The organism is Marinobacter sp. es.048 (genome assembly GCF_900188435.1).
Classification (GTDB): domain Bacteria; phylum Pseudomonadota; class Gammaproteobacteria; order Pseudomonadales; family Oleiphilaceae; genus Marinobacter.
Map to the genome: position 1 here is coordinate 957,395 of NZ_FYFA01000001.1, position 21,857 is coordinate 979,251.

19 protein-coding genes are annotated in these 21,857 nt (G+C 58.4%); 12 read left to right on the forward strand and 7 right to left on the reverse strand.

Going from position 1 to position 21,857, the window contains the following annotated elements; genetic code table 11:
- Window positions 1-63: 63 nt before the first annotated feature.
- Window positions 64-711, reverse strand: coding sequence for a ribosome biogenesis GTP-binding protein YihA/YsxC (yihA, locus tag CFT65_RS04340; RefSeq protein ID WP_088826779.1), 648 nt, complete (start codon window positions 709-711; stop codon window positions 64-66).
- 176 nt (window positions 712-887) lie between these two features.
- Here yihA and CFT65_RS04345 point away from each other — a divergent pair, with 176 nt between their 5' ends.
- From CFT65_RS04345 to CFT65_RS04355, 3 genes are all read left to right on the forward strand, one after another.
- On the forward strand, window positions 888-1,496 hold the full coding sequence (locus CFT65_RS04345) for a c-type cytochrome (protein WP_088826780.1): 609 nt from the start codon (window positions 888-890) through the stop codon (window positions 1,494-1,496).
- A 143-nt stretch (window positions 1,497-1,639) separates the two neighbouring features.
- Window positions 1,640-2,275, forward strand: coding sequence for a thiol:disulfide interchange protein DsbA/DsbL (locus CFT65_RS04350; RefSeq protein WP_088826781.1), 636 nt, complete (start codon window positions 1,640-1,642; stop codon window positions 2,273-2,275).
- A 59-nt stretch (window positions 2,276-2,334) separates the two neighbouring features.
- On the forward strand, window positions 2,335-3,195 hold the full coding sequence (locus tag CFT65_RS04355) for an endonuclease/exonuclease/phosphatase family protein (protein WP_088826782.1): 861 nt from the start codon (window positions 2,335-2,337) through the stop codon (window positions 3,193-3,195).
- 66 nt (window positions 3,196-3,261) lie between these two features.
- On the opposite strand, the gene rpmG is transcribed toward CFT65_RS04355, so the two are convergent.
- The 3 genes from rpmG to radC form a co-directional block, all read right to left on the reverse strand.
- Window positions 3,262-3,417 carry a 50S ribosomal protein L33 gene (gene rpmG / locus CFT65_RS04360; protein ID WP_008173465.1) on the reverse strand — a complete coding sequence of 52 codons (156 nt, stop codon included), beginning with the start codon at window positions 3,415-3,417 and terminating at the stop codon, window positions 3,262-3,264.
- Window positions 3,418-3,428: 11 nt separating this feature from the next.
- Window positions 3,429-3,665 (reverse strand): 50S ribosomal protein L28, encoded by a 237-nt coding sequence (gene rpmB / locus CFT65_RS04365; RefSeq protein WP_008173462.1) that lies wholly within the window; start codon window positions 3,663-3,665, stop codon window positions 3,429-3,431.
- Between the two features lie 242 nt (window positions 3,666-3,907).
- The gene (radC, locus tag CFT65_RS04370) at window positions 3,908-4,582 is read right to left on the reverse strand and encodes a RadC family protein (protein WP_088826783.1); all 675 of its coding nucleotides are present in this window, start codon (window positions 4,580-4,582) and stop codon (window positions 3,908-3,910) included.
- A gap of 186 nt (window positions 4,583-4,768) precedes the next feature.
- Between radC and coaBC the strand changes: the two genes are divergently transcribed.
- The 7 genes from coaBC (at window position 4,769) to argA (ending at window position 14,130) form a co-directional block, all read left to right on the forward strand.
- A complete protein-coding gene (gene coaBC / locus CFT65_RS04375; RefSeq protein ID WP_088826784.1) occupies window positions 4,769-5,968 on the forward strand; it encodes a bifunctional phosphopantothenoylcysteine decarboxylase/phosphopantothenate--cysteine ligase CoaBC in 1,200 nt (399 codons plus the stop codon).
- A gap of 42 nt (window positions 5,969-6,010) precedes the next feature.
- Window positions 6,011-6,472: a dUTP diphosphatase gene (dut, locus tag CFT65_RS04380; protein WP_088826785.1), complete on the forward strand. Its 462-nt coding sequence runs from the start codon at window positions 6,011-6,013 to the stop codon at window positions 6,470-6,472.
- Window positions 6,473-6,567: 95 nt separating this feature from the next.
- The gene (locus CFT65_RS19430; RefSeq protein ID WP_088826786.1) at window positions 6,568-9,210 is read left to right on the forward strand and encodes a phosphomannomutase/phosphoglucomutase; all 2,643 of its coding nucleotides are present in this window, start codon (window positions 6,568-6,570) and stop codon (window positions 9,208-9,210) included.
- Between the two features lie 57 nt (window positions 9,211-9,267).
- Window positions 9,268-10,164: an acetylglutamate kinase gene (gene argB / locus CFT65_RS04390; RefSeq protein WP_088558872.1), complete on the forward strand. Its 897-nt coding sequence runs from the start codon at window positions 9,268-9,270 to the stop codon at window positions 10,162-10,164.
- 24 nt (window positions 10,165-10,188) lie between these two features.
- The gene (locus tag CFT65_RS04395; RefSeq protein ID WP_088826787.1) at window positions 10,189-11,439 is read left to right on the forward strand and encodes an acetylornithine deacetylase; all 1,251 of its coding nucleotides are present in this window, start codon (window positions 10,189-10,191) and stop codon (window positions 11,437-11,439) included.
- A gap of 26 nt (window positions 11,440-11,465) precedes the next feature.
- The gene (gene argE, locus CFT65_RS04400) at window positions 11,466-12,635 is read left to right on the forward strand and encodes an acetylornithine deacetylase (protein ID WP_088826788.1); all 1,170 of its coding nucleotides are present in this window, start codon (window positions 11,466-11,468) and stop codon (window positions 12,633-12,635) included.
- Window positions 12,636-12,822: 187 nt separating this feature from the next.
- Window positions 12,823-14,130 (forward strand): amino-acid N-acetyltransferase, encoded by a 1,308-nt coding sequence (argA, locus tag CFT65_RS04405; RefSeq protein ID WP_088826789.1) that lies wholly within the window; start codon window positions 12,823-12,825, stop codon window positions 14,128-14,130.
- Here argA and CFT65_RS04410 read toward each other — a convergent pair.
- Window positions 14,104-15,174, reverse strand: coding sequence for an aminopeptidase (locus CFT65_RS04410; RefSeq protein ID WP_088826790.1), 1,071 nt, complete (start codon window positions 15,172-15,174; stop codon window positions 14,104-14,106). The genes argA and CFT65_RS04410 overlap by 27 nt on opposite strands.
- Before the next feature lie 171 nt (window positions 15,175-15,345).
- Between CFT65_RS04410 and CFT65_RS04415 the strand changes: the two genes are divergently transcribed.
- Both CFT65_RS04415 and CFT65_RS04420 read left to right on the forward strand, forming a co-directional pair.
- Window positions 15,346-19,113: a DUF1631 family protein gene (locus tag CFT65_RS04415; RefSeq protein ID WP_088826791.1), complete on the forward strand. Its 3,768-nt coding sequence runs from the start codon at window positions 15,346-15,348 to the stop codon at window positions 19,111-19,113.
- Between the two features lie 18 nt (window positions 19,114-19,131).
- A complete protein-coding gene (locus CFT65_RS04420) occupies window positions 19,132-19,998 on the forward strand; it encodes a phosphoribulokinase (protein WP_088826792.1) in 867 nt (288 codons plus the stop codon).
- A gap of 4 nt (window positions 19,999-20,002) precedes the next feature.
- Here the strand turns inward: CFT65_RS04420 and CFT65_RS04425 are convergent, their stop codons facing one another.
- Together CFT65_RS04425 and speD are read right to left on the reverse strand one after the other, a co-directional pair.
- Window positions 20,003-20,851, reverse strand: a complete 849-nt coding sequence (locus tag CFT65_RS04425; protein WP_088826793.1) for a pirin family protein — start codon at window positions 20,849-20,851, stop codon at window positions 20,003-20,005.
- Window positions 20,852-20,986: 135 nt separating this feature from the next.
- Complete coding sequence (speD, locus tag CFT65_RS04430) at window positions 20,987-21,781, reverse strand: adenosylmethionine decarboxylase (protein ID WP_088826794.1); 795 nt, start codon at window positions 21,779-21,781, stop codon at window positions 20,987-20,989.
- Between the last annotated feature and the right edge of the window lie 76 nt (window positions 21,782-21,857).

The following is a 21,857-nucleotide window of genomic DNA, read 5'->3' on the forward strand; positions in this document are numbered from 1 at the left end:
GCACGTCGCAAACCCTGACGTTTCACCGGTCTGCTATCTGGCAGGCCGGTTTTTTTTGTCCGTTCAGATCTTTGCGCCTTCTTCCCTGGAATGACCTTCTAACCAGTCGATCAACGCCTCCCTGCATTGATCGACGCCTCGCTTTGACGTTGCGGAGAACATGATCAGATGCTCGACGCAGGTGTACGCTTTCAGGTTCTTGGCAATCCCCAGCATGGCGGTTTTGGCCTGGCCGAACTTCAGTTTGTCTGCCTTGGTGGCCAGAATCATCAGCGGCAGGTTGTTATGCTCGCACCATTCCACCATCATTTGGTCGAAATCGGTTAGCGGGTGGCGGATGTCCATCACCAGAACCAGGCCACGCAGGCAGCGCCGGTCATTCAGATAGTGGCCGAGGTGCTGTTGCCAGTCGTCTTTCATGTCCCTGGATACTTTGGCGTAGCCGTATCCTGGTAGATCGACCAGGCGGCAGTGCTCGCGGTTGAGAGAGAAGAAGTTGATCAGCCGTGTGCGTCCGGGGGTCTTACTGGTCCTGGCCAGCTTGCCGTTGGCGGTGATTGCATTAAGCGCGCTGGACTTGCCGGCGTTGGAGCGGCCGGCAAAGGCGACTTCGGCGCCGAAATCGGGCGGACACTCATCCAGACGGGAAGCGCTGATGAGAAATCGGGCGCTGTTAAAAGAAAGGCTTTTTTGAGTCAGATCAGAGTCCACAGCGGTTGGCTTTCCTTTGGATTTCAGTTATCAGGGATTAATGTATAATGCTACACCAATTCCGGGCGGCGCGCTGCGCGCGACCGCTGTCAGCCCCGGTTTTGAGCCTGACTGGTCAGCGCCTGCCGGCTGCATAGCGAAGAATACCCTTAAAAGATGAGAGAAGCGGAGCGAGCATGAAAAAACTGATCGCAGGAGTAGTTCTCGGTGTTGGCCTAACGGCGATGGCGCACGGGGCGGGAGATCCTCAAGCAGGCGAACAGAACGCAGCGGTATGTGCCGGTTGTCACGGCCAGAATGGTGCCAAGCCCATTATGGGATCTTATCCCAAGCTGTCCGGTCTGGGCGAAAAATACCTGTATCGCCAACTGGTGTTGATCAAGGACAAAGAGCGGAATATCGCGGAAATGACCGGTATTCTGGATAACATGAACGATCAGGATCTGCAGGATCTGGCAGCTTATTTCAGCGACCAGGAAATGGTTGTTGGTCAGGCCGATCCAGATCTCGTTGATCAGGGTGCGGCATTGTACCGTGGCGGCAACATGGCGACTGGTGTCCCAGCCTGTGCGGGCTGTCATAATCCGCAAGGTGTCGGTAACGAGCCGGCCGGTTACCCTGCGCTCGGCGGCCAGAACGCAGAGTACCTGATCAAGCAATTGAATGCCTACCGCGATGGTACTCGGGATTCTGGCGCCAACGCATCGATCATGATGGACGTTGCCTCGAAGCTGACCGATGCCGAGATCGAAGCGGTCTCCAGCTACATCTCCGGCCTGAACTAAGCCGCTGGTCTGTGGTGAGAAACCCCGCCTGGTGCGGGGTTTTTTGTTGCCTTTCGTTTCTGTAACTGCCGACCTGTGGAACTTTTCAGGTACGCTGGGTCATAATCCTCCCAAAACGATATTCAGATAACCGGAGATTTTTCATGTTTCGATCCTTCAGAACGGCTTTCCTGCTTCTATTGGCGCTGTCTGTTTCTGGCTTGGCCAACGCCGCAGAGTGGAAAGAAGGAACCCATTACAACCGGTTGGAAAACCCGGTAAGAACCAACAGCAATTCCGGTGTCGAGGTAGCGGAAGTCTTCTGGTACGGCTGCCCCCATTGTTACAACTTCAAGCCCCTTGTTGAGGAGTGGGCGGCCAATGCGCCTGATTACGTCAATTACGTGAAGATCCCGGCGGCACTGGGCCGAAACTGGGAGCCCCACGCCTACGCCTTTTACGCCCTGGAAGCTATGGGTGAACTCGACAAGGTGCACGATGCCCTGTTCGATGCGCTTGCTGGTGAGCGCCGCCCCCTGAATACGCCAGAAGCCCTGGCCGACTTTGTCGCGGATTATGGCGTGGATCCTGATGAATTTGTCAGCACCTACAAAAGCTTTGGTGTGAATGCCCGAATGCAGAAAGCCCAGTCGAAAATCCGCGGCGCGCGCATCACCGGAACTCCGACTATGCTGGTTAATGGCAAGTACACTGTCAGTGCATCTATGGCCGGCAATCATGAGGCCGTTCTGGACGTGGTGGACTACCTGGTCGCCAAAGAACGAGGTGAGGTGGAGTAAACCGCGCCAAGACGTCAGAGCCGAGTACAACAAACAGCCGGCCGGTTGAGACCGCCACTATGTACAAGCATTTAAGAAAGCAGTTGAATGGCATCCTGAAGCCGGCCGGCGGGCCCAGGGGTGCCTGCTCAGGGACCGAACATGTTCCCGAGTTTGAGCCACAGCGACACATTCGCCTGCTGACCTTCAATATCCAGGTTGGTATCAATACGTCGTCCTACCGTCACTACCTCACGCGTAGCTGGCAGCACATACTGCCTCACCGCAACCGCATCGAGAACCTGGACCGGATTGCATCCCTGTTGCGCGGGTACGACGTGGTGGCCTTGCAGGAGTGTGATGGGGGCAGTCTGCGAAGTGGCTATATCAACCAGGTGCAGTATCTGGCCGAAGCCGCTGGCATTCCCTACTGGTACCAGCAGCTGAACCGGAATCTCGGGCAGATTGCCCAGCACAGTAACGGTCTGTTAAGTCGGTACCGTCCGCTGGACGTTACCGAACATAAATTGCCGGGTCTTATCCCGGGGCGGGGCGCCATCATAGCGAGGTACGGAACCGAGCATGATCCGCTTGTACTGGTGCTAATGCATCTTTCCCTTAGCAAGACGGCCCAGCAGCGGCAGTTGGGCTATATCCGGGAGTTGATTGCGGATTACCGGCATGTGGTCCTGATGGGAGACATGAATGCCCACGCCGAGCAGCTGCTTACCCAGACGCCCCTGAAGCAGACCGATCTGGTGCCCTTGCCAGACACCGCCCACAGTTTTCCAAGCTGGCGGCCAGAGAAGGCCCTTGATCATATTCTGGTAAGTCCTTCACTGCAGATCCGGCGCTCGGAAGTGGTTAGCTATCCTATGTCGGATCACCTGCCTATTGCCATGGATGTGGCGCTACCTGAGGGCTATCTGGAGAAGTTCTGAGCGGCATAGACCCACAAAAAAGCCCGGCGCATTGGCCGGGCTTTTTTGTGGCTGCCGGATCAGGAATTACTTGATCTTGGCTTCCTTGTACGCAACGTGCTTGCGGACAACCGGATCGTACTTTTTGATCTCGATTTTTTCCGGCGTGTTACGCTTGTTCTTCTTGGTCGTGTAGAAGTGACCAGTACCTGCTGATGAAACCAGCTTGATTTTCTCGCGCATGATGCGGCTCCTTAAAATTTCTCGCCGCGGGCACGAAGATCGGCCAGCACAGCGTCAATGCCTTTTTTATCGATGATGCGCATGCCCTTGGTGGATACGCGCAGCTTCACGAAACGCTTCTCGGACTCAACCCAGAAACGATGGTTCTGCAGATTCGGCAGAAAACGACGACGAGTGTGGTTCATCGCGTGGGAAACGTTGTTACCGGATACCGGACGCTTACCGGTAACCTGACAAACTCTGGACATACTTGCCTCCGACCTGAGCAATGGTCTCAATAATACGAATTCGTTTTTAATGCGTCTCTGGTTGCTAAGGAGCCGTTACGCCCCCATTCGCGCCTCTAAACTGAACGCTGCTCGCCAGACGCCGCCAGAAAGGGACGCTTTTATACCAGAACTCACCCCCCAACGCAAAAAATTGTTGGGAATTTGGCCAGTTTTCCGGCATTGACGTGCACCGTTATCCACCAGGCTTTATCCACCAGGCTTTACAGCAGCCCCCGTTCAGCGAGCGATATTACCTCACCATGGCCAACAACCATATGGTCAAGAACCCTGATATCCACCAGGCCCAAAGCTTCTTTCAGCCGACGGGTCAGGGAAATGTCGGCCTGGCTCGGTTCTGCCACGCCTGAGGGGTGGTTGTGTGCGAAAATCACCGCCGCTGCGTTGTCCTCCAGGGCCTGTCGCACTACTTCCCTTGGATAGACGGCGGCGCCGTCGATGGTGCCCCGGAACAATTCACGGTACTGGATGACGCGATGGCGATTATCCAGGAACAGACCGGCAAACACCTCGTGGGGATAGGTTCCGAGCCGACTGGTGAGGAACCGTCGGGTATCTTCGGGCGAGCGCAGGGGGTCCCCATGACGCAGCGGTTCGTCCATCACCCGCCGGGCCATTTCCATGGCTGCTTGCACCTGGGCATATTTCGCCATTCCCAGGCCTTTTACGTCACAGAACTGGCGTCGGGAGGCGGTCAGCAGTCCCCGTAGCCCGGAAAATTCCTCAATCAGGAAGCGTGCCAGATCCATGACCGGCATGCCGGTGGTGCCGGTGCGTAAAAATATGGCGAGCAGTTCGGCGTCGGAGAGGGTTTGCGGCCCGTGGGCGAGCAGGCGTTCCCGCGGACGTTCGTCCGTGGGCCAGGCGGAGTCTGACATCTTGGCTTCCTTGCGTTGGTTATTTCCGGCCCTGGCGCTTCCTGCACCGAGACGGGTATCTCAGGATTACAAAGGTTACTTTAAAAAGTAACAATCGGTAAACGTATGCCTGGCCTGGCAGGCTGTCGCTGCGGCCTGAGCATGCTATCTTATAAGCCTTTCATTTTATGCGGAAACGGAGCCCCTATGGCCGCCAGACGAATCCTCTTGGGAGTGACCGGTGGTATTGCCGCCTATAAAAGCGCCGAATTGGTTCGCCAACTGAAGAAGGCAGGCCACGAGGTGCGGGTGGTCATGACCCGTGGGGCAGAAGCGTTCGTGGCACCACTGACCTTTCAGGCCCTGAGTGGCGAGCCGGTTCGGACCTCCTTGCTGGATCCTGAAGCGGAAGCTGGCATGGGGCATATCGAGTTGGCGAAATGGGCCGATCAGGTGGTGATTGCACCGGCGTCGGCAGATTTTATTGCCCGCCTGGCCCAAGGGATGGCGGACGACCTTTTGACCACCGTGTGTTGTGCGACCGAGGCGCCCATTGCCGTGGTGCCGGCGATGAATCAGGCCATGTGGAGCAACGGCCGCACCCAAAGAAACATCCGTCTTTTGGAAGACGATCCCCAAATCGAGTTGTGGGGCCCTGACCAGGGTGCCCAGGCCTGTGGCGATACCGGGCCGGGGAGAATGCTGGAGCCGGAGGCCATTCTTGGTCTCCTTGACCACGGTCACTCAGGAGCGCTCTCCGGCAAGAGGGTGGTGATTACGGCAGGCCCTACCCGTGAACCCATTGACCCGGTCCGTTACATCAGCAATCACAGTTCCGGAAAGATGGGTTATGCCCTGGCCGATGTCGCACGCAGGGCAGGCGCCCGGGTGGTTCTCGTCAGTGGTCCGGTGACGTTGACGCCCCCGCACGGTGTCAATGTGCGCCAGGTGTTAACAGCCGAGGACATGTTGCGGGAAGCCTCGGGTGCAGTGGATGAAGGCTGCGACCTGTTTATCGCGACGGCCGCCGTTGCGGATTACCGCCCGGAAAACTGCGCCGGGGACAAGATCAAGAAATCCAGTGACGCCATGGCGCTGTCGCTGGTGCGCAACCCGGACACGCTGGCAACCATTGCCGGGCGTGACGATGCGCCCTTTACCGTGGGTTTCGCGGCGGAAACCACTGACGTGGCCAGCTATGCCATCGACAAAATGCAACGCAAGAAGCTGAACATGATCGTTGCCAACGACGTTTCTGCGCCGGGCCTGGGTTTCAACAGTGACAACAATGCGGTAACCGTATTCTGGCCGGGTGGTCAGACGTCAATCGGGCCGGACAGCAAAACGAATGTTGCCCGAGAGCTGGTGGCAATGATAGGTGAACATCTTGGTCAGGCCGCTCGCTGATTCAGCGAAGCGCACCCGGCACCAAAATCGACAGGACCCCTCATGAGCAGGAAAAATCTTCAGGTACGTATTCTTGATGACCGCATCGGCAACCAGATTCCCTTTCCCGCATACGCCACCGAAGGCTCTGCCGGCCTTGATCTCAGGGCCTGCCTGGATGAGCCGCTGACCCTGGAGCCGGGTGATACCCAGCTGATTCGTACGGGGTTGTCGATCCACATTGCAGATCCGTCACTGGCGGCCATGATCCTGCCCCGAAGCGGGCTAGGGCACAAGCACGGCATTGTGCTTGGCAATCTGGTGGGGTTGATCGATTCGGATTACCAGGGTGAGTTGATGGTGTCCTGCTGGAACCGGGGGCGCACCAGCTTTACCGTGGACGTGGGCGAGCGCCTGGCCCAGCTGGTACTGGTACCCGTCGTCCAGGCCGATTTTGAGGTGGTTTCGGAATTTGACGCCAGCGTTCGCGGTGACGGCGGCTTCGGTTCCACCGGTGCGCAATGACCTGAAGGCCGGCCACGCAGAACCGTGTGTCGGCGTCTATACTTTCCGGATAACTGCTTGTCCAGGACGATAAAATTACAATTGCAGGATGGACTATGAAGCTGGGTAAAAAGAAAGATGCCGACACGTCCGTAGATGAAAAGCCGGCAAAGAAGGCGGTCAAAAAGGAAAAAGCCAGTACTTCGGGGCCAAAACTGAAGCGACTCAATTCCGTGGCGGTGAACCAGTCACTGGTCGTGGTCTTGGCGGGGGTGATTGCCGTTGCTTTGCTTCATTTTCTGGTGGTTCAGCCTTCGGCACAGGAGCGCTTCGAGTCATTGAAAGCCCTGGAGGCGGATGCCGCCGCGCTTCGCCTGAACCAATATTTTGACCAGGTCCAGAAAAGCGTTAATGGTCTGGCCACCCAGCCCCACGTCATTCAGGCCCTGAACAGCCGGAACGAGATACCGGCAACCGAGTTGCAGCTGGCGGAGTCACTGCCCGGTATCGAGGCGGTCCATCTGTTTCCCTACCGTGACATTCCGCGCACTTCCAGCAGTGACGGACTGCTGGGCTTCTCAGGCCTTGAGCTGGCCCGACGCGCTGAAACCGGCCAAAGACTGTTCCCCGATGCCTTTCCACGGGATAACCGCTGGTTTGTCCAGATGGCGACCCCGGTACGTAACCCTACGAGCAATGCGGTCATCGGAAGCCTGCTGATCATTTTTGACTCCAGCCAGATCCAGCCGTTGCTGCAGGTGGTCAACTCCAGTCTCGGAGGGCAGCTGGCTCTGGTTCAGACCGTGTCCGGTTCATCCCGCACCGTGGTCAGTAATGGCAACGGCTCCGGAAACGCCGAATCCCGGCGGCTTTCAAATCCAGACTGGACGGTGACCTACACCCCCGCCAGATCATCCGCTGCGCCGGTGGATACAGTGATGATCGCCCTTCTGGTCGGGGTTCCCGCGCTGATCGCGGCCATTATCGTCTGGGTATTGCTGGGTGGCGCCCAGAAAGGTCTGCGCCAGGATGTGACCGCCCTGATCCAGTGGGCCCATAAGGTATTTGGCGGAGAGCGGGTGAAACTGCCAACCTTCCGCTGGGATATGTTGGCGTCAACCGGTGAGGTGCTGTACCGGTTGTCCCAGGTGGTTGATAAGCGGGTCGCCAAGGCCGGAGAGTCGGCAAAACCCAGGCAGACCGGTTCTGGAAAGCCTGGTGCCGGTGCCGCCAAGGGCGGCGATGAGCCCCTGTTCCAGGACAAGGACATGCCCGACATCGACATGCTGGATGGCGATGAGGATGTTCTCGGCTTTGGCAGCGGCGACGATACCGTCTTTGGTTCCGGTGATACCCCGGATGTGGAAGAGGTGGCTCTGCCTCAGGTGGAGCTGTCCCGGGATATTTTCCGGGCTTATGACATTCGGGGCATTGTCGGGGAGACCCTGACCTCCGAAGGGGTGGAGGTGATCGGTCGGGCCATTGGTTCCGAAGCCCTCGAACGCGGTGTCGACAGCCTCTGTATCGGTTACGATGGCCGACACTCCAGCCCGGATCTGGCGGATGCCCTGGCACGCGGCGTAATGGCGACCGGCTGCAATGTCATTCATGTGGGTGCCGTGCCTACACCGGTACTCTATTTTGCCACCCACGAAATCCAGAACGGCTCGGGCGTTATGGTGACCGGCAGTCACAACCCGGCCAACTACAACGGCCTGAAAATCATGTTGGGTGGTGAAACCCTTTCAGGTGAGGCCATCCAGAAACTGTATCAGCGCATCCAGACCGGAGATTTTGCCAGCGGTCGGGGCAGCCAGAGCAGCGAGGATGTGCGCCGTGCCTACCTGGACCGGATTGTTGGCGATATTGCGGTAGCGGCACCGCTCAAGGTCGTCGTCGATGCCGGCAATGGCATTGCCGGTGAGCTGGCGCCCATGCTGATTGAGGAACTGGGCTGCGAAGTGGTTCCGCTCTACTGCGAGGTGGACGGTGACTTCCCGAATCACCATCCCGACCCCGGCAAGCCGGCGAATCTTGCCGATCTTATTGCCCGGGTTGAATCGGAAGGGGCCGACATCGGCCTGGCCTTTGATGGCGATGGCGACCGCCTGGGTGTAGTGACCAATACCGGCAAGATCATCTGGCCTGATCGCTTGATGATGCTGTTCGCCCGGGATGTGGTGTCCCGGAATCCCGGTGCCGACGTTCTCTACGACGTGAAGTGCAGCCGCAGGCTGGCCGGTGTGATATCCGAAGCCGGTGGCAGGCCCATCATGTGGAAAACCGGTCATTCACTGATGAAAGCGAAAATGAAAGAGACCGGCGCACTCCTTGCCGGGGAAATGAGTGGTCATATCTTCTTTGGCGAGCGCTGGTACGGGTTTGATGACGGTCTGTATTCCGCGGCCCGCCTGCTGGAAATTCTGGGCATTGAGGACCGGCACAGCGATGAAGTCTTCGAGGATTTCCCGGACGATATCAGTACACCGGAGCTGAATGTAGAAGTGACGGAAAGTTCCAAGTTCGACATCATCAAACGCCTCGGCGAGTCGGGGGATTTCGGTGACGGTAATATCAGCACCATCGACGGCATCCGGGTGGACTACGCCGATGGCTGGGGGCTGTGTCGGGCATCAAACACCACACCAGTGCTGGTTCTGCGCTTTGAGGCGGAGACCGACGAAGCACTGGAGCGTATCAAGTCTGTGTTCCGGGACCAGCTGAAGAAGGTGGCGCCGGATCTGGTGGCGGATTTCTGATCTGCATTCACCGAGTTTCACAGGCAAGTTTCAATACAGGATCAACAAGGCAAGAACATGGCGCTGGATCGTGAAACAGCAATGCAGGTGGCTTCGGTACTGAGCCGGGGCCTGCCTTATATTCAAAGATTTACCGGTAAGACCGTGGTCATAAAATATGGCGGTAACGCCATGGAGAACGAAGACCTGAAAAGCAGTTTCGCCCGTGATGTGGTGCTGATGAAATTGGTGGGTATCAATCCGATCGTCGTGCATGGCGGTGGTCCCCAGATTGGCGAGCTGCTTGAGCGCCTGAACATCCAGTCCCGGTTCGTCAATGGCATGCGGGTGACGGATTCGGAAACCATGGATGTGGTGGAGATGGTGCTTGGTGGCCAGGTGAACAAGGAAATCGTCTCCCTGATTAATTCCCATGGTGGCATGGCGGTGGGGCTCACGGGGAAAGATGCCAACCTGATCCGGGCCCGCAAGCTCGAGGTGGTCGACCGCTCTCCCGAGCTGGAGCGGCCGGAGATTATCGACATCGGCCATGTGGGCGAGGTCGCCAGTGTGAATGTGGATGTAATTGACATGCTCACCCGCAGCAACCTGATTCCGGTGATCGCACCCATCGGCGTGGGACCGGATGGCGCCTCCTACAACATCAATGCGGATCTGGTAGCGGGCAAGGTGGCCGAAGCCATGAAGGCTGAGAAGCTGATGCTGCTGACCAACGTATCCGGGCTGAAGAGCAAGGAAGACAAGGTGCTTACCGGGCTCACGGCCAAGCAGGTCAATGATCTCATCGAGGACGGCACCATTCATGGTGGCATGCTCCCCAAGATCCGGTGTGCCCTGAGCGCCGTCGAGAATGGTGTTCGCACATCCCACATAATCGACGGCAGGGTTGCCCACGCGTGTCTCTTGGAGATCTTTACTGATGAGGGTGTCGGCACCCTGATTTCCCGTAACTGATGGCACCCGACAAGGAGTCTCCGGATGAAGCGCCTGCTTGCGACGCTGGTAATACTGGTTCTGGTCGGCTTTGCCGCATTCAAGGCGGGGGTTTGGTGGCTGGCAGACCAGCGCATGGCCGAGGCGAGACAGGCGCTGGAACCCTACGGTGTGCTGCATCGAGGCAGTATCAGTTCCGGTATTGAGGGCCGGCTGGTGCTTAATGAAGCCAGCTGGCAGGATTTTGAGCTTACCCAGCCGCTGGATATCGCCAGGGCGGAGCTTGATACCGGTTCACCGGTCAGCTTGCTGTCTGCCCTGTTGGATCCGGTTGGTCTGCCGCCTGAGTGGACCCTGCGACTCGATGGCCTTGGCCTGACCCTGGACCCGACGATGCTTCGTAATTGGGTCACCGCAGAGGGCGCCAACAGCGATGGTGATCCGGCGCTGTTTGTCCTTTCCTGTGCCCCAGATCCCCGCCAGCAGCTTGGCAGCGGAGATCTGATCCGGATGGGCATCACAGCACTCGCCGGAGACGGCTTCGTGCGCCAGACCCCTGGAAACCTCCATGCGGAGCTGAATACCATCAGCACCGGCAGTCTTGAATTGGACTGGTCTGATGCCCGAATCCGGATTCAGGATTCAGAACTTTCCGTTTCCAGTGGTGCCCAGCCGATGAGCCTTACCTTACGCGATGGTGGCCTGATGCGCCGCATTGCCGCCTACTGTGCCCGCGAAGCCGGCATTGAAACCGGCGAATGGGCCGGGCGCGCGGTGCAGGCGCTGTCTGCCGGGCTTGAGGCCCGGGGCCTGGCCCCCAGCGACCAGTTGAGAGCGCTTTATCGGCAGTGGCTGCTTGAAGGCGGAGAGCTTACTGTGAGTTTGCAGCCGGATCAGCCACTGTTCGGTATTCCCGTTCGATCAGTTGAGAACGATGGCGAGGGGTTGAGCTGGCCGGTTCGTTATAATGGTGCAGGTGTGCCAGACGTCTATCTGACCGAGGCTGAGCCTGTTATTCAGGAAACGCCAGAGGTAGCGGTTGAGCCGGTGGTGCCAAGGGAGGATCCCGAGACCGAGAGCTGGTACCCGGCGGAACTTGAGAACGCCGACCAATGGATTGATCGCCAGGTTCGGGTAACCCTCTCCAACGACAACGTTGTCGAAGGTCGCCTGGTCAGCGTCAGCGAGCGGGAACTGGAAGTGGCCCGTGTTGTTGGCGGCGGTGAAGTTGCCTATCCGATGTTGATCCGGGCCATCGTCAACTTTGAAGTCTGGCGTCGTGGCCGTGCACAATGATTCCAGTGGGAATCTGAGAGGAAACTATGGCGCAGTCCGATAGCAAATCCGCAACGGTGCCGGGCATTCGTGACATGCTTGCCCGCCTGATATCTCTGCCTTCCATCAGCAGCGCGTCGGCGAAGTGGGATCACAGCAATGAGCCGGTGGTGCGAACCCTGGCGGAGTGGCTGGAGGCCCTCGGGTTTTCTGTGGAAATTCTGGAAGTGCCGGGCATGCCCGGCAAGTTCAACCTGATCGGAACCCTGGGCAGCGGCCCGGGCGGTCTTGTGTTGTCCGGCCATACCGACACGGTGCCCTTTGATGACAAACGCTGGCAGAGCGACCCCTTTACCCTGACCGAGCGGGACAACCGCTGGTACGGGCTGGGTACCTGCGATATGAAAGGCTTTTTTCCGCTGGCTATCGAAGCCGCCAGGGCCTTTGTCGACGAGGACCTCAAGCAGCCCCTGATCATACTGGCCACCGCCGACGAAGAGAGCTCTATGGACGGCGCCCGGGCACTGGCCGAGGCCGGCAAGCCCAAGGCCCGCTACGCGGTCATCGGCGAGCCCACCAGCCTGAAACCGGTGCGCATGCACAAGGGCATCATGATGGAACGCCTGAAATTCGAGGGCCAGTCGGGCCATTCTTCCAACCCGTCCCTCGGTCGCAACGCCATGGAAGGGATGCACGAGGCGCTCACCGAGTTGCTGGTACTCCGGTCAGGCTGGCAGGAAAAGTACCGTAACCCGAACTTTGAAGTGCAGTTCCCAACCCTGAACCTTGGCTGCATCCACGGCGGCGACAATCCAAACCGCATCTGCGCCCAGTGCGAGCTGCACTTTGATCTGCGCCCGTTGCCGGGCATGAACATGGAAACCCTGCGCCAGACCATCCTGAGCAAGGTGCAGCCGATCGCAGAACGGCGGGAACTGTCCCTGGAATTCGAGCCGCTCTTCGACGGCGTGCCACCGTTCGAAACCCCGGCCGATGCGGCCCTGGTCAAAGCCTGTGAGAAACTGACTGGCCATACCGCTCATGCCGTTGCCTTCGCCACGGAAGCGCCCTGGCTCCAGAAGCTCGGCCTGGAAACCTTGGTCATGGGGCCGGGCTCAATCGATCAGGCGCACCAACCGGATGAATTTATCGAGCTGTCCCAGCTTGATCCAACCGTTGAAGTACTACGAGGGCTGATCCGACAGTTTTGCCTTTAGGACGGAGTCCGGGTCAAATAGGGGGCTGAACACTGTCGGGAGCCCTCTCCAAAACACGCCCGTAAATACGTCCCTGTAGGGCTCGGTCGCGCCATCCCTTGCGCTCCACGGTTTTGGAGAGGGCTCCCGACAGTGTTCGTCAGACTGAGTTGCAGGCCGCGTAAAGCAAAAGACTGGAGTACTCGAATTGAAATCAAACGACTGGCTGCATGGATTCCGCCATTCATCCCCCTACATCAACGCCCACCGCGGGCGCACGGTGGTGCTGACCATTCCGGGGGATGCCATTGAACACGGGAATTTCATCAACATCATCCATGACATCGCGCTGCTGAGCAGTCTTGGTGTGCGGCTGGTCGTTGCCTTTGGTGCCCGCCCGCAAATCCAGACGCGGCTGGATGCTGCCGGAATCGAATCGTCGTTTTCGAAAGGTCTTCGGATTACACCGCAAGAGCACCTAAGCATGGTGATGGAGGCCGTCGGTGGCCTGAGAGCATACCTGGAGAGCCACCTCTCCATGGGATTGGTGAATTCGCCGATGCACAATGCCCGTATCCGGGTGAGTGGCGGCAATTATGTGGCTGCCAAGCCCGTTGGTGTGCTGGACGGCGTTGATTTTGGCCACACCGGCAAGGTGCGCCGGGTTGATGTGGCCGGCATCGAGAAACTGCTGGAGTTTGGTCACATTGTTTTGTTGCCGCCTATGGGTTATTCGCCGACGGGTGACGCCTTTAATCTCTCCTACGAGGATGTCGGCAGCCAGGTGGCGGCGGCCCTTCAGGCCGAGAAGCTGATGGTGTTTATTGATGATCCCGGGTTACAGGAAGAGGACGGCAGTTTGATCCGGGAGCTGTCGGCGCGCCAGGCGTCCGAGCGTCTGGCTGCCGGTGCGGTGACCGGTCACGATGCCGACCTGCTGCGAGCTGCCTGTGATGCCTGTGTGAAGGGCGTTCGGCGCGCCCATATCATCAGCTATGTGGATGACGGCGCCTTGCTTAAAGAGCTTTTCACACGGGACGGTGCCGGTACGCTGGTCAGTGGCGATCACTACGAGCAGTTTCGCCAGGCCAGGGTGGAAGACATCGGTGGGATTCTGGAGCTGATCCAGCCACTGGAGGAGCAGGGCATTCTGGTTCGTCGCTCCCGGGAGATGCTGGAAACCGAGATTGACCGCTTTGTTGTGGCGGAGCGCGACGGCACTATCGTGGGCTGTGCCGCTCTGTACAGTTACCCCGAAGAGGGCGCCGGCGAATTGTCCTGCTTCGCGGTCGACCCGACCTATCGCCGGGCTGGGCGGGGGGACGAGATTCTGGCGATGGTCGAGAAGCTGGCCAGGGGCCAGGGTATCCAGAAGCTGTTTGTGCTTACCACCCAGACCGAGCACTGGTTCCGGGAGCGGGGCTTCCAGCCTTCGACCGTGCAGGCCCTGCCAGGGCCGAAGCTGGCATCCTATAATACCCAGCGGAACTCAAAGGTGTTCTTCAAACCGCTCTGACAGGGCCGCCAGATGTTCAGACCTCTGGGATTCGGGTTTCTCTGATAGCGCTTCGACGGCCTTGTAAAAGCTTGAAAAGTCGTAGTCTGCATTCCGAAGCATCTGACGGAACGCCGGCACATGCTGGTTGTACTGCCGAAATAGCGCCAGGTTGGCATTGTTCAGGCTGACCGGTACCGACCCGAACGGGCCCGGTTCGGGCCACTCTGCGGACAGTTCCTGATAGGCAATAGCCAGGTCTGCGTAAATGGCCGCCTTGCGATTTCGCAGTTGCCGGACTGACAGACGGTCCTGTGAGGCGTACAAGGCCTCCAGTCGGGCGCTGAAGTCCTCTACCAGGGCAAGGGTCTGGTTTCGGCGGCCAAGACGGCCCAGCGCCTCCCGGAACTGTCCGGGTTTGCCCTGTTCTGATAGCCAGAGCTTGAGTCCTTCCAGTTCCACTGCGGTGGCAAAGCTTTCGTTAAATGCCGTGTCATCGGCAATGTAGACGACCCGGTGAGCCAGCTCATGGAACATCAGGGCGACCATGCGATCCTCTGTCAGTCGGGTAAAGCCGGTGTGCAGCGGATCATCAAACCAGCCGAGGGTGGAATAGGCCGTCACGCCGCCAATAAACGTGTCGAAGTCCTTGTTGCGAAATTGCGCCTCCTCGGCACGCGCATCCGTCAGGCTGTAGTACCCCCGATAGGCCTGACAGCCAAGCACGAGGTAGCACCAGCGGTGCGGTTCCAACGAGAACTCCGGCACGGCCACCAGGTTCACCACCACCCAGGGTCTGTCGAGGTGAACGTAGTCGCTGAAGGCATCTCCCACTGGCAGGGCCAGTTGTTGAGCAGCGAATTGCCGGGCCTGGTGTGCCGTAGCGAGTTTTTCCCGCAGCGCAACCGGCTTTGTGTTGTCGGAGAAGACCTTTTCAACCGGTTCCCCGGCCATCATCAGGGATAGATGCCCACTCACAGCCTGTGAATAGTAGCCAATGGTCGAACAGCCGTTAAGCATTGTTACCAGTAGCAAAAGTAGATAGATCTGACTAAGCTGTCTCATGGGTCAGGATGTTATAGTGGATTGGTTTGCCTGTGGGGGCCAGGCCGCTATAGTACAATTATGGCCTCTATAGTAGCAGCCGGTGGCATCCGCCATCGTTTCAGGGACGCAAGTCGGTACCGGGCGCTGTGTTCGGTGACAGTTCCGGCTTTGCGAGATATCAGGTAGTTCATGGATCCGAGAGAACGTCGTAGCAGCCCCCGCCAACCAATCAAGCTTGCCGCCCAGATTGATCTGGGAAATGGCGATGCCTGGCCGTGTCAGATCGCCGATTTTTGTGCGGAAGGGCTTTTTGTCCGCTATTCGAGTGAAACCTCGAAGAAGTTGGATCGAGCGTTTGCTTCCGGCACACTTCCAGAACTGGTGATACGTTTTCGTGGCCTGGATGGCGCCCGCCGCCATGAGCTTCATGTCAGTATTGTCCGTCGCATAGATGGCGCCATGGGGGTCAATTTCAGTCGACCCAACCCGGAAGCAGTGGATGCCATGCTGCAGCAATGCGGAGGCTCCCGCCGTCAGGATCGCTCCTCGCTCCGCGCCCCCAGTGACCGGGTACAGTTTGTCCTGCACCAGTCTGCCAAGGCGGTAATCCAGTTTATCGAGCCGTTGATGGATGCCTGTTTCGTGCAGATGGTGGAGGGCCTGAAGCAGGCAGCCCAGAAAGCATCGAATGACCAGCAGGCCAATGAATACATGGATGCCTCGGGCCAGATCCAGGCCCGGCAGCGGGTCATCTGGCACCAGATGGCGCGAAGTCTGGAGTCGCCACTAAAGCCCGCCCCCAAGGGGTTTCCCGGTTCCGAGCTGTCGGTGGTGGACAAAGGCGAATTCGAGGACTGGCTGACCATCCGGGTGATGGTGACCAAGGCGGATACCCAGTATCGCGGCGACCTGCTGCAGCTCAAGCTTCGCTTGGACAAACTCGGAATCGCCAACGCCACGGGGCACCACAACCCCCTGGGGCCATCCCTGGTCTGTGAGGCCTTCCACAATGGCCTGAACCAGCTCAAGGCGACCCGGGAGGTGGAGAAAATCTGCCTGCGGGTCTTCGAGCAGACGGTGTTGCAGCAACTGGGGCCCCTTTATAAGGAACTGAACGATATCCTGATTCGCCATGGCGTTCTGCCAGATCTGGATCTGAGCAAATATCTGAGCGAGCAAGCCGGGGAGAAACCGGAGGAAAGCAAGGAGCAGGTTAAGCGAGAGCCGGTTACCGAAGAGAGTGCGGCTACTGAGCCGAAGTCGAAACCGAAGGCGGGTGACGAGGCTGCCAAAACGGCTCAGGCGCGCCGGAAACCCGGGATGTTGGGCGGCGAATTTCGGGGCTATGCCCAGGCCGCCCAGACTGCATTCGCAACCGTACGCAATCTGCTCAATACCCTCAGCGCGAGCCGTGTGGCCCGGGGCGATCCGGAACCTATGCCGTTTCAGCCCAATGCCAGACCATTGTCGTCCGGAGAGCTCCAACGGGAGCTCCAGCAGTTGCAGTCGCAGACCGTTGAAGCGGGTGAAGAGCTCGCGCCTTTAAAGGACCGTGTGGTAGAGAAGGTCAAGGCGAGCGGCGACAACAGGCTGGATGAGGAACAGCAGGAAACGGTTGATGTGGTGGACCGCTTTTTCAAGTCGGTGGTGGAAAGCCCGAAGCTCAGTGAGTATGCACAGGAGCGAATGCGGCAACTGGAAGTGCCTGTTCTGAAGGTTGTCATGAGGGACCCCGCGTTCTTTGATGATCAGGACAGCCCGGTTCGGGGAGTGATGAACCGTCTGGCCCAGTTGGGTGTCAAGGGTGGCCGGATCAACCCGGTTGTTCAGCGTCGGGTTGATGAGCTGGTGCAGCGAATCGCCACGGATTTCGAGCAGGACACCGGGGTGTTTGAGCACACGGTCCAGGAGCTGGACACCCTGATAGACCGCCAGAATCTCGTGTATCGCAGGAATGTAGAGCGGGTAACGGCCGCCGCAGAAGGCGCCCAGAAGGTAGCCGAATCCAAAAAGGCCGTGGCCGAAGTACTGGACCAGAAACTGGGCGGACGCAAGGTGCCCAAAGCCGTGCTTAGTCTGTTGGACGGCGGCTGGCGCGACCTGCTCTCGCTGACCTGGATCCGGCAGGGCCCGGATAGCCAGCTCTGGCAGGATTACCTGGCGGTGATTGATTCCTTGCTGTCTTTCGCTGACGACCCCAACAGCTCCATCAACCTGCCGGAATTGCTGCGGGTTATTCAGGATGGCCTGGCTTCCATTTCCAGCAACCATATGCCCTCTTCACAGATCCGGGACGAGCTCAAGCAATTCCTGGTTCGCAGCCCGGAAAAAAGCCCCGAGCTGGTTGAAGTGCCCCCGGCAAAGACCGAGCAACCGGATACCAAAAAACTGTCCGACCGCGAACAACGGAGCCTTCAGCGCTGGATCAACCGTGCCCAACAGCTGCGCACCGGCGACTGGCTCCGGGATCAGGAAAAACCGGACGAGCCCCAATACATCCGCCTGGTCTGGATTGCTCGTGCATTCAGCCGTTTTGTGTTTGTGAATCATCAGGGCATGCGGGTGGTGGAGCTGGAGCTTGAAGCGCTGGCCCGGCAGATGCGCAAGGGGATTATCGTCCCCGACAGCCAGTATGAGCGGCCGCTGGTGGATGAAAGTATCGACCGGATGGTTCGCAAGGTCTATGATCAGCTGTCCTGGGCGTCTACCCACGATGAATTAACCGGCCTTCTGGGTCGCCGGGAATTCGAACGAATGCTGGATCAGCAACTGGCCCGCCGGGAAGATGAACGCTCCCTGGTGCGCCTGGATCTTCGCCGTTTCCGCCTGCTGAATGATACGGCCGGCTACCAGGCCGGCGATGAGACCCTTAAACGGGTTGCGGATATTCTGCGCAACCACGTCGGTGACGGTATGCCCGTGGCCAGACTGGCGGGCAATGAGTTTGCCATGCTGGTGCCCTCCGAGAGCGCCAGCGACGCGGCCGGGGATCTGATCAGGGCAGTGGAGGCGGCAGAATTCAGTTTTGGTGGCCGGGATTACCGGCTTTCAGCCAGCGCCGGTGTGGTTCCCACGTTGCCGGCACTGGTCAGCGCCGAACGCTGGTTGCGAGCCTCTGAACAGGCGCTGGCAGCGTCCCGTCAGCAGGGCCATGGCAAGGTTTCAGAGTATGCCCTGGGTGCTGAGGATCAGGCCCGTCAGGAACAGATTGCCGCCAAGGTTGCCAGCCTCAGCGATCTTAACGAAGAGCGCATGCTGCTGCGCTGCCAGAAGATCATCCCTCTGCATGCCAAGGCCTCCATGGCCGCGCAGTATGAGGTGCTGATCAGCATGTACGATGACGACGGCAACCTGATTACCGGTCGGGACTTCGTGCGCATGGCCGAGCGCTATGACCGTATGCAGGCCGTGGATCGCTGGGTGGTGGGCCACATGCTGGACTGGCTCAGGGAGCAGGCGCCGGATCCACGGCATTTTGGTGGTGTCTGCATCAACCTGTCTGGCTACTCCATGAACGATCAATCGCTGTTGGAATTCATTTACGAGAAGCTGAGTGAGAAGGATGCGCCGATTGAGCGGCTGTGGTTCGAACTGACCGAAGCTTCAGCGATCAATGATGTCCAGTCAGTGGCAGACTTCATCGTTGAGATGAAAGAGCTTGGCTGCCGGTTCTGCCTCGGCAACTTCGGCAGTGGCCCCAGTTCGTTCGAGTTCATGCGTTCGTTACCGGTGGATCTGATCAAGATCGACAGCGCCTTTACCGGCCAGCTGTCGACCAGCGAGACCGACCGGGCAATGGTTCGCTCGATGGTGGATATGGCCCACTACATGAATCGGGAAGTGATTGCGTCCCAGGTTGAATCCCGGGACGTTCTGGACATGCTCCGGCAACTGGGTGTGGACTATGCTCAGGGCTTCGTGGTTGAAAAACCCCGTCTGCTCGACAGTCTCACCTGACTCCGGCAGTCTGCCTCTATGTCAAAACGTCATCCCATCATCGCGGTCACCGGTTCGTCCGGAGCGGGCACCACGACCACCGGCCAGATTTTCAGCCGGATGTTTGCCAGTGAGGGACTGAATGCCGCGATGGTCAGTGGTGACAGCTTCCACCGTTACAACCGCGAACAGATGGCCAGACTCGCGGCCAAGGGCCAGTTCGGTGAGCGCAACCACTTTGCGCTGGCTGCCAATCACATCGACAAGCTGGAAGCGCTTTTTTACGACTACGGCCACACCGGCAACGGCCGTTATCGTCAATACGTCCACGATGAGGATCGCAGGCTGGTTGAAGCCGGACACAAACCCGGTACCTTTACGCCCTGGGGACCGTTACCTGCCGATACAGATCTGATGTTTTATGAGGGGCTGCACGGCGGGGTAGTGAGTGAAACCTGCAACATTGCCCAATATGTGGATTTGCTGATCGGAGTGGTGCCGATCGTGAATCTCGAATGGATCCAGAAGATCCACCGGGACACCCACAAGCGGGGTTACAGCCAGGAAGCGGTGGTGGAAACCATCATCAACCGTATGGATGACTATGTTCACGATATCGTGCCCCAGTTTTCCCATACCCACATTAATTTCCAGCGCATTCCTCTGGTGGACACCTCCAATCCCTTTGTTGTCCGGGATGTGCCTACTGAGGACGAAAGCATGCTGGTCATCCGGTTCCGGGACCAGTCGGAAGTGGACTTTCCCTATCTGCTGCAGGTGATTGCAGGCAGCAGCCTTTCGCGACACGACACCCTGGTGGTTCCGGGCACAAAAATGCCGCTGGCCATGGACCTGATTGTCAGGCCGATGGTGCAGCGGCTGATGGCAAGAAAGCCGTTTGCCTGATTGCTCAGGCGGTCAGTCGGCCGTCCCGGTAATCGCGGAGCGTCTGCTCAATCTCTTCCCGGGTGTTCATTACGAACGGACCGTACTGGACCACCGGCTCGCCAATCGGTTTGCCGGCAATCAGCAGCAGTCGCGCTCCGGCTTCCCCCGCATGGAGTTCGATCTGGTCGCCGTCGTCGGAAAGAACGTTAGCAGCGCCTCGCTGTAGAGAGCTTACACCCAGGCTCGCGCTACCCTCGTATAGATAGAGCATGGCGTTGTGGCCTTCCGGGAGGGGCAGTTTCAGACTCCCGCCTGATGTCAGGTGGATGTCAGCGTAGATCGGCTGGGTGGTGCGATCCGGCATCGCTCCTACATGGGTCTGACCATCGATCTGTAATGAGCCGGCAATGAGCTTCAGTTTGCCACCGTCGAAGGCAAGCTCCGGAATCTGTTCCGGCTGGATGTCCCGATAGCCGGCCTTCGTCATTTTTTCCGCCGCTGGCAAGTTCAGCCAGAGCTGAAAACCGCGCATCACGCCTTCTTCCTGCTGGGGCATTTCTGAATGAATGATGCCTCGGCCGGCGGTCATCCACTGCACACCCCCGTTGCGCAGATCGCCCCGGTTTCCCAGATGATCCTCGTGCAGCATGTGCCCCTCAATCATATAGGTCACGGTTTCGAACCCCCGGTGGGGGTGCGATGGAAAACCGGCGATATAGTCGGCTGCCTCGGCGGAACCGAACTCGTCCAGCATCAGGAACGGGTCCAGACGAATGTTCTGCTTCTGGCCGATGGAACGCTTGATACGCACGCCCGCTCCGTCGGAGGTTTCCAGTGCTGGAATAATCTGTTTCAGGGAGCGCAGGGTCATGGTGTCCTCCTCTCGTTGGCTCTAGGCTCTATTAAAACGGGATAGGAGGAGAGAATAAAACGCAGAAATCTGGCGGGTGACATCAAAAAAACTGAAGGACCGGTGGCGTCCGGCTCTGGGCGCCACCGCAGGCGGTTATTCCACGTTGCGGGAGTAGAAGATCTCCAGCATTTCCCGGCGCAGACGGTCCTCGATGGACTGCGCTTCGGCAGGATCAAGTTCACCGGCGTTCACCCCGAACACATAGTTGTCGAGGTTGAAGTTCTTCAGCATCATCTTGGTGTGGAAAAGGTTTTCCTGGTACACGTTCACGTCGATCATCTGATATGCGTTCTGGGTATCTTCGGTCAGATAGTTCTGGATCGAGTTGATGTCGTGATCAATGTAGTGCTTGGTGCCGTCCACATCGCGGGTAAATCCGCGAACCCGGTAATCCACGGTGACGACATCGGAATCAAAGCTGTGAATCAGATAGTTCAGCACTTTCAGTGGTGAAATCAGACCACAGGTGGATACGTCGATGTCTGCCCGGAAGGTACTCACGCCATCATGGGGATGGCTCTCCGGGTAGGTATGTACGGTAACGTGGCTCTTGTCCAGGTGCGCAACGATGGTATCCGGCAGCGGTCCCGGGGATTCCTCGTTGTCTGGCTCTTCGCCATTGGTAAGCTCATGCTCGGCAATCAGCATGGTGACAGAGGCGCCATGGGGCTCATAGTCCTGACGCGCGATGTTCAGAACGTTGGCGCCGATAATCTTGACGACGTCGGTCAGAATCTGGGTCAGACGCTCGGCGTTGTACATCTCGTCGATGTAGTCGATGTAGGCCGTGCGTTGTTCTTCGGTCTGCGCATAACAGATGTCGTAGATGTTAAAACTCAGGGATTTGGTCAGGTTGTTGAAACCATGCAGCTGGAGTTTTGATTCCATGCTCAGCCCCTCCGGATCGTGGAGATGAATGACTGCAGAGCTGCATTGCTGCGCTCTGCCGAGGCCGCCACCGACT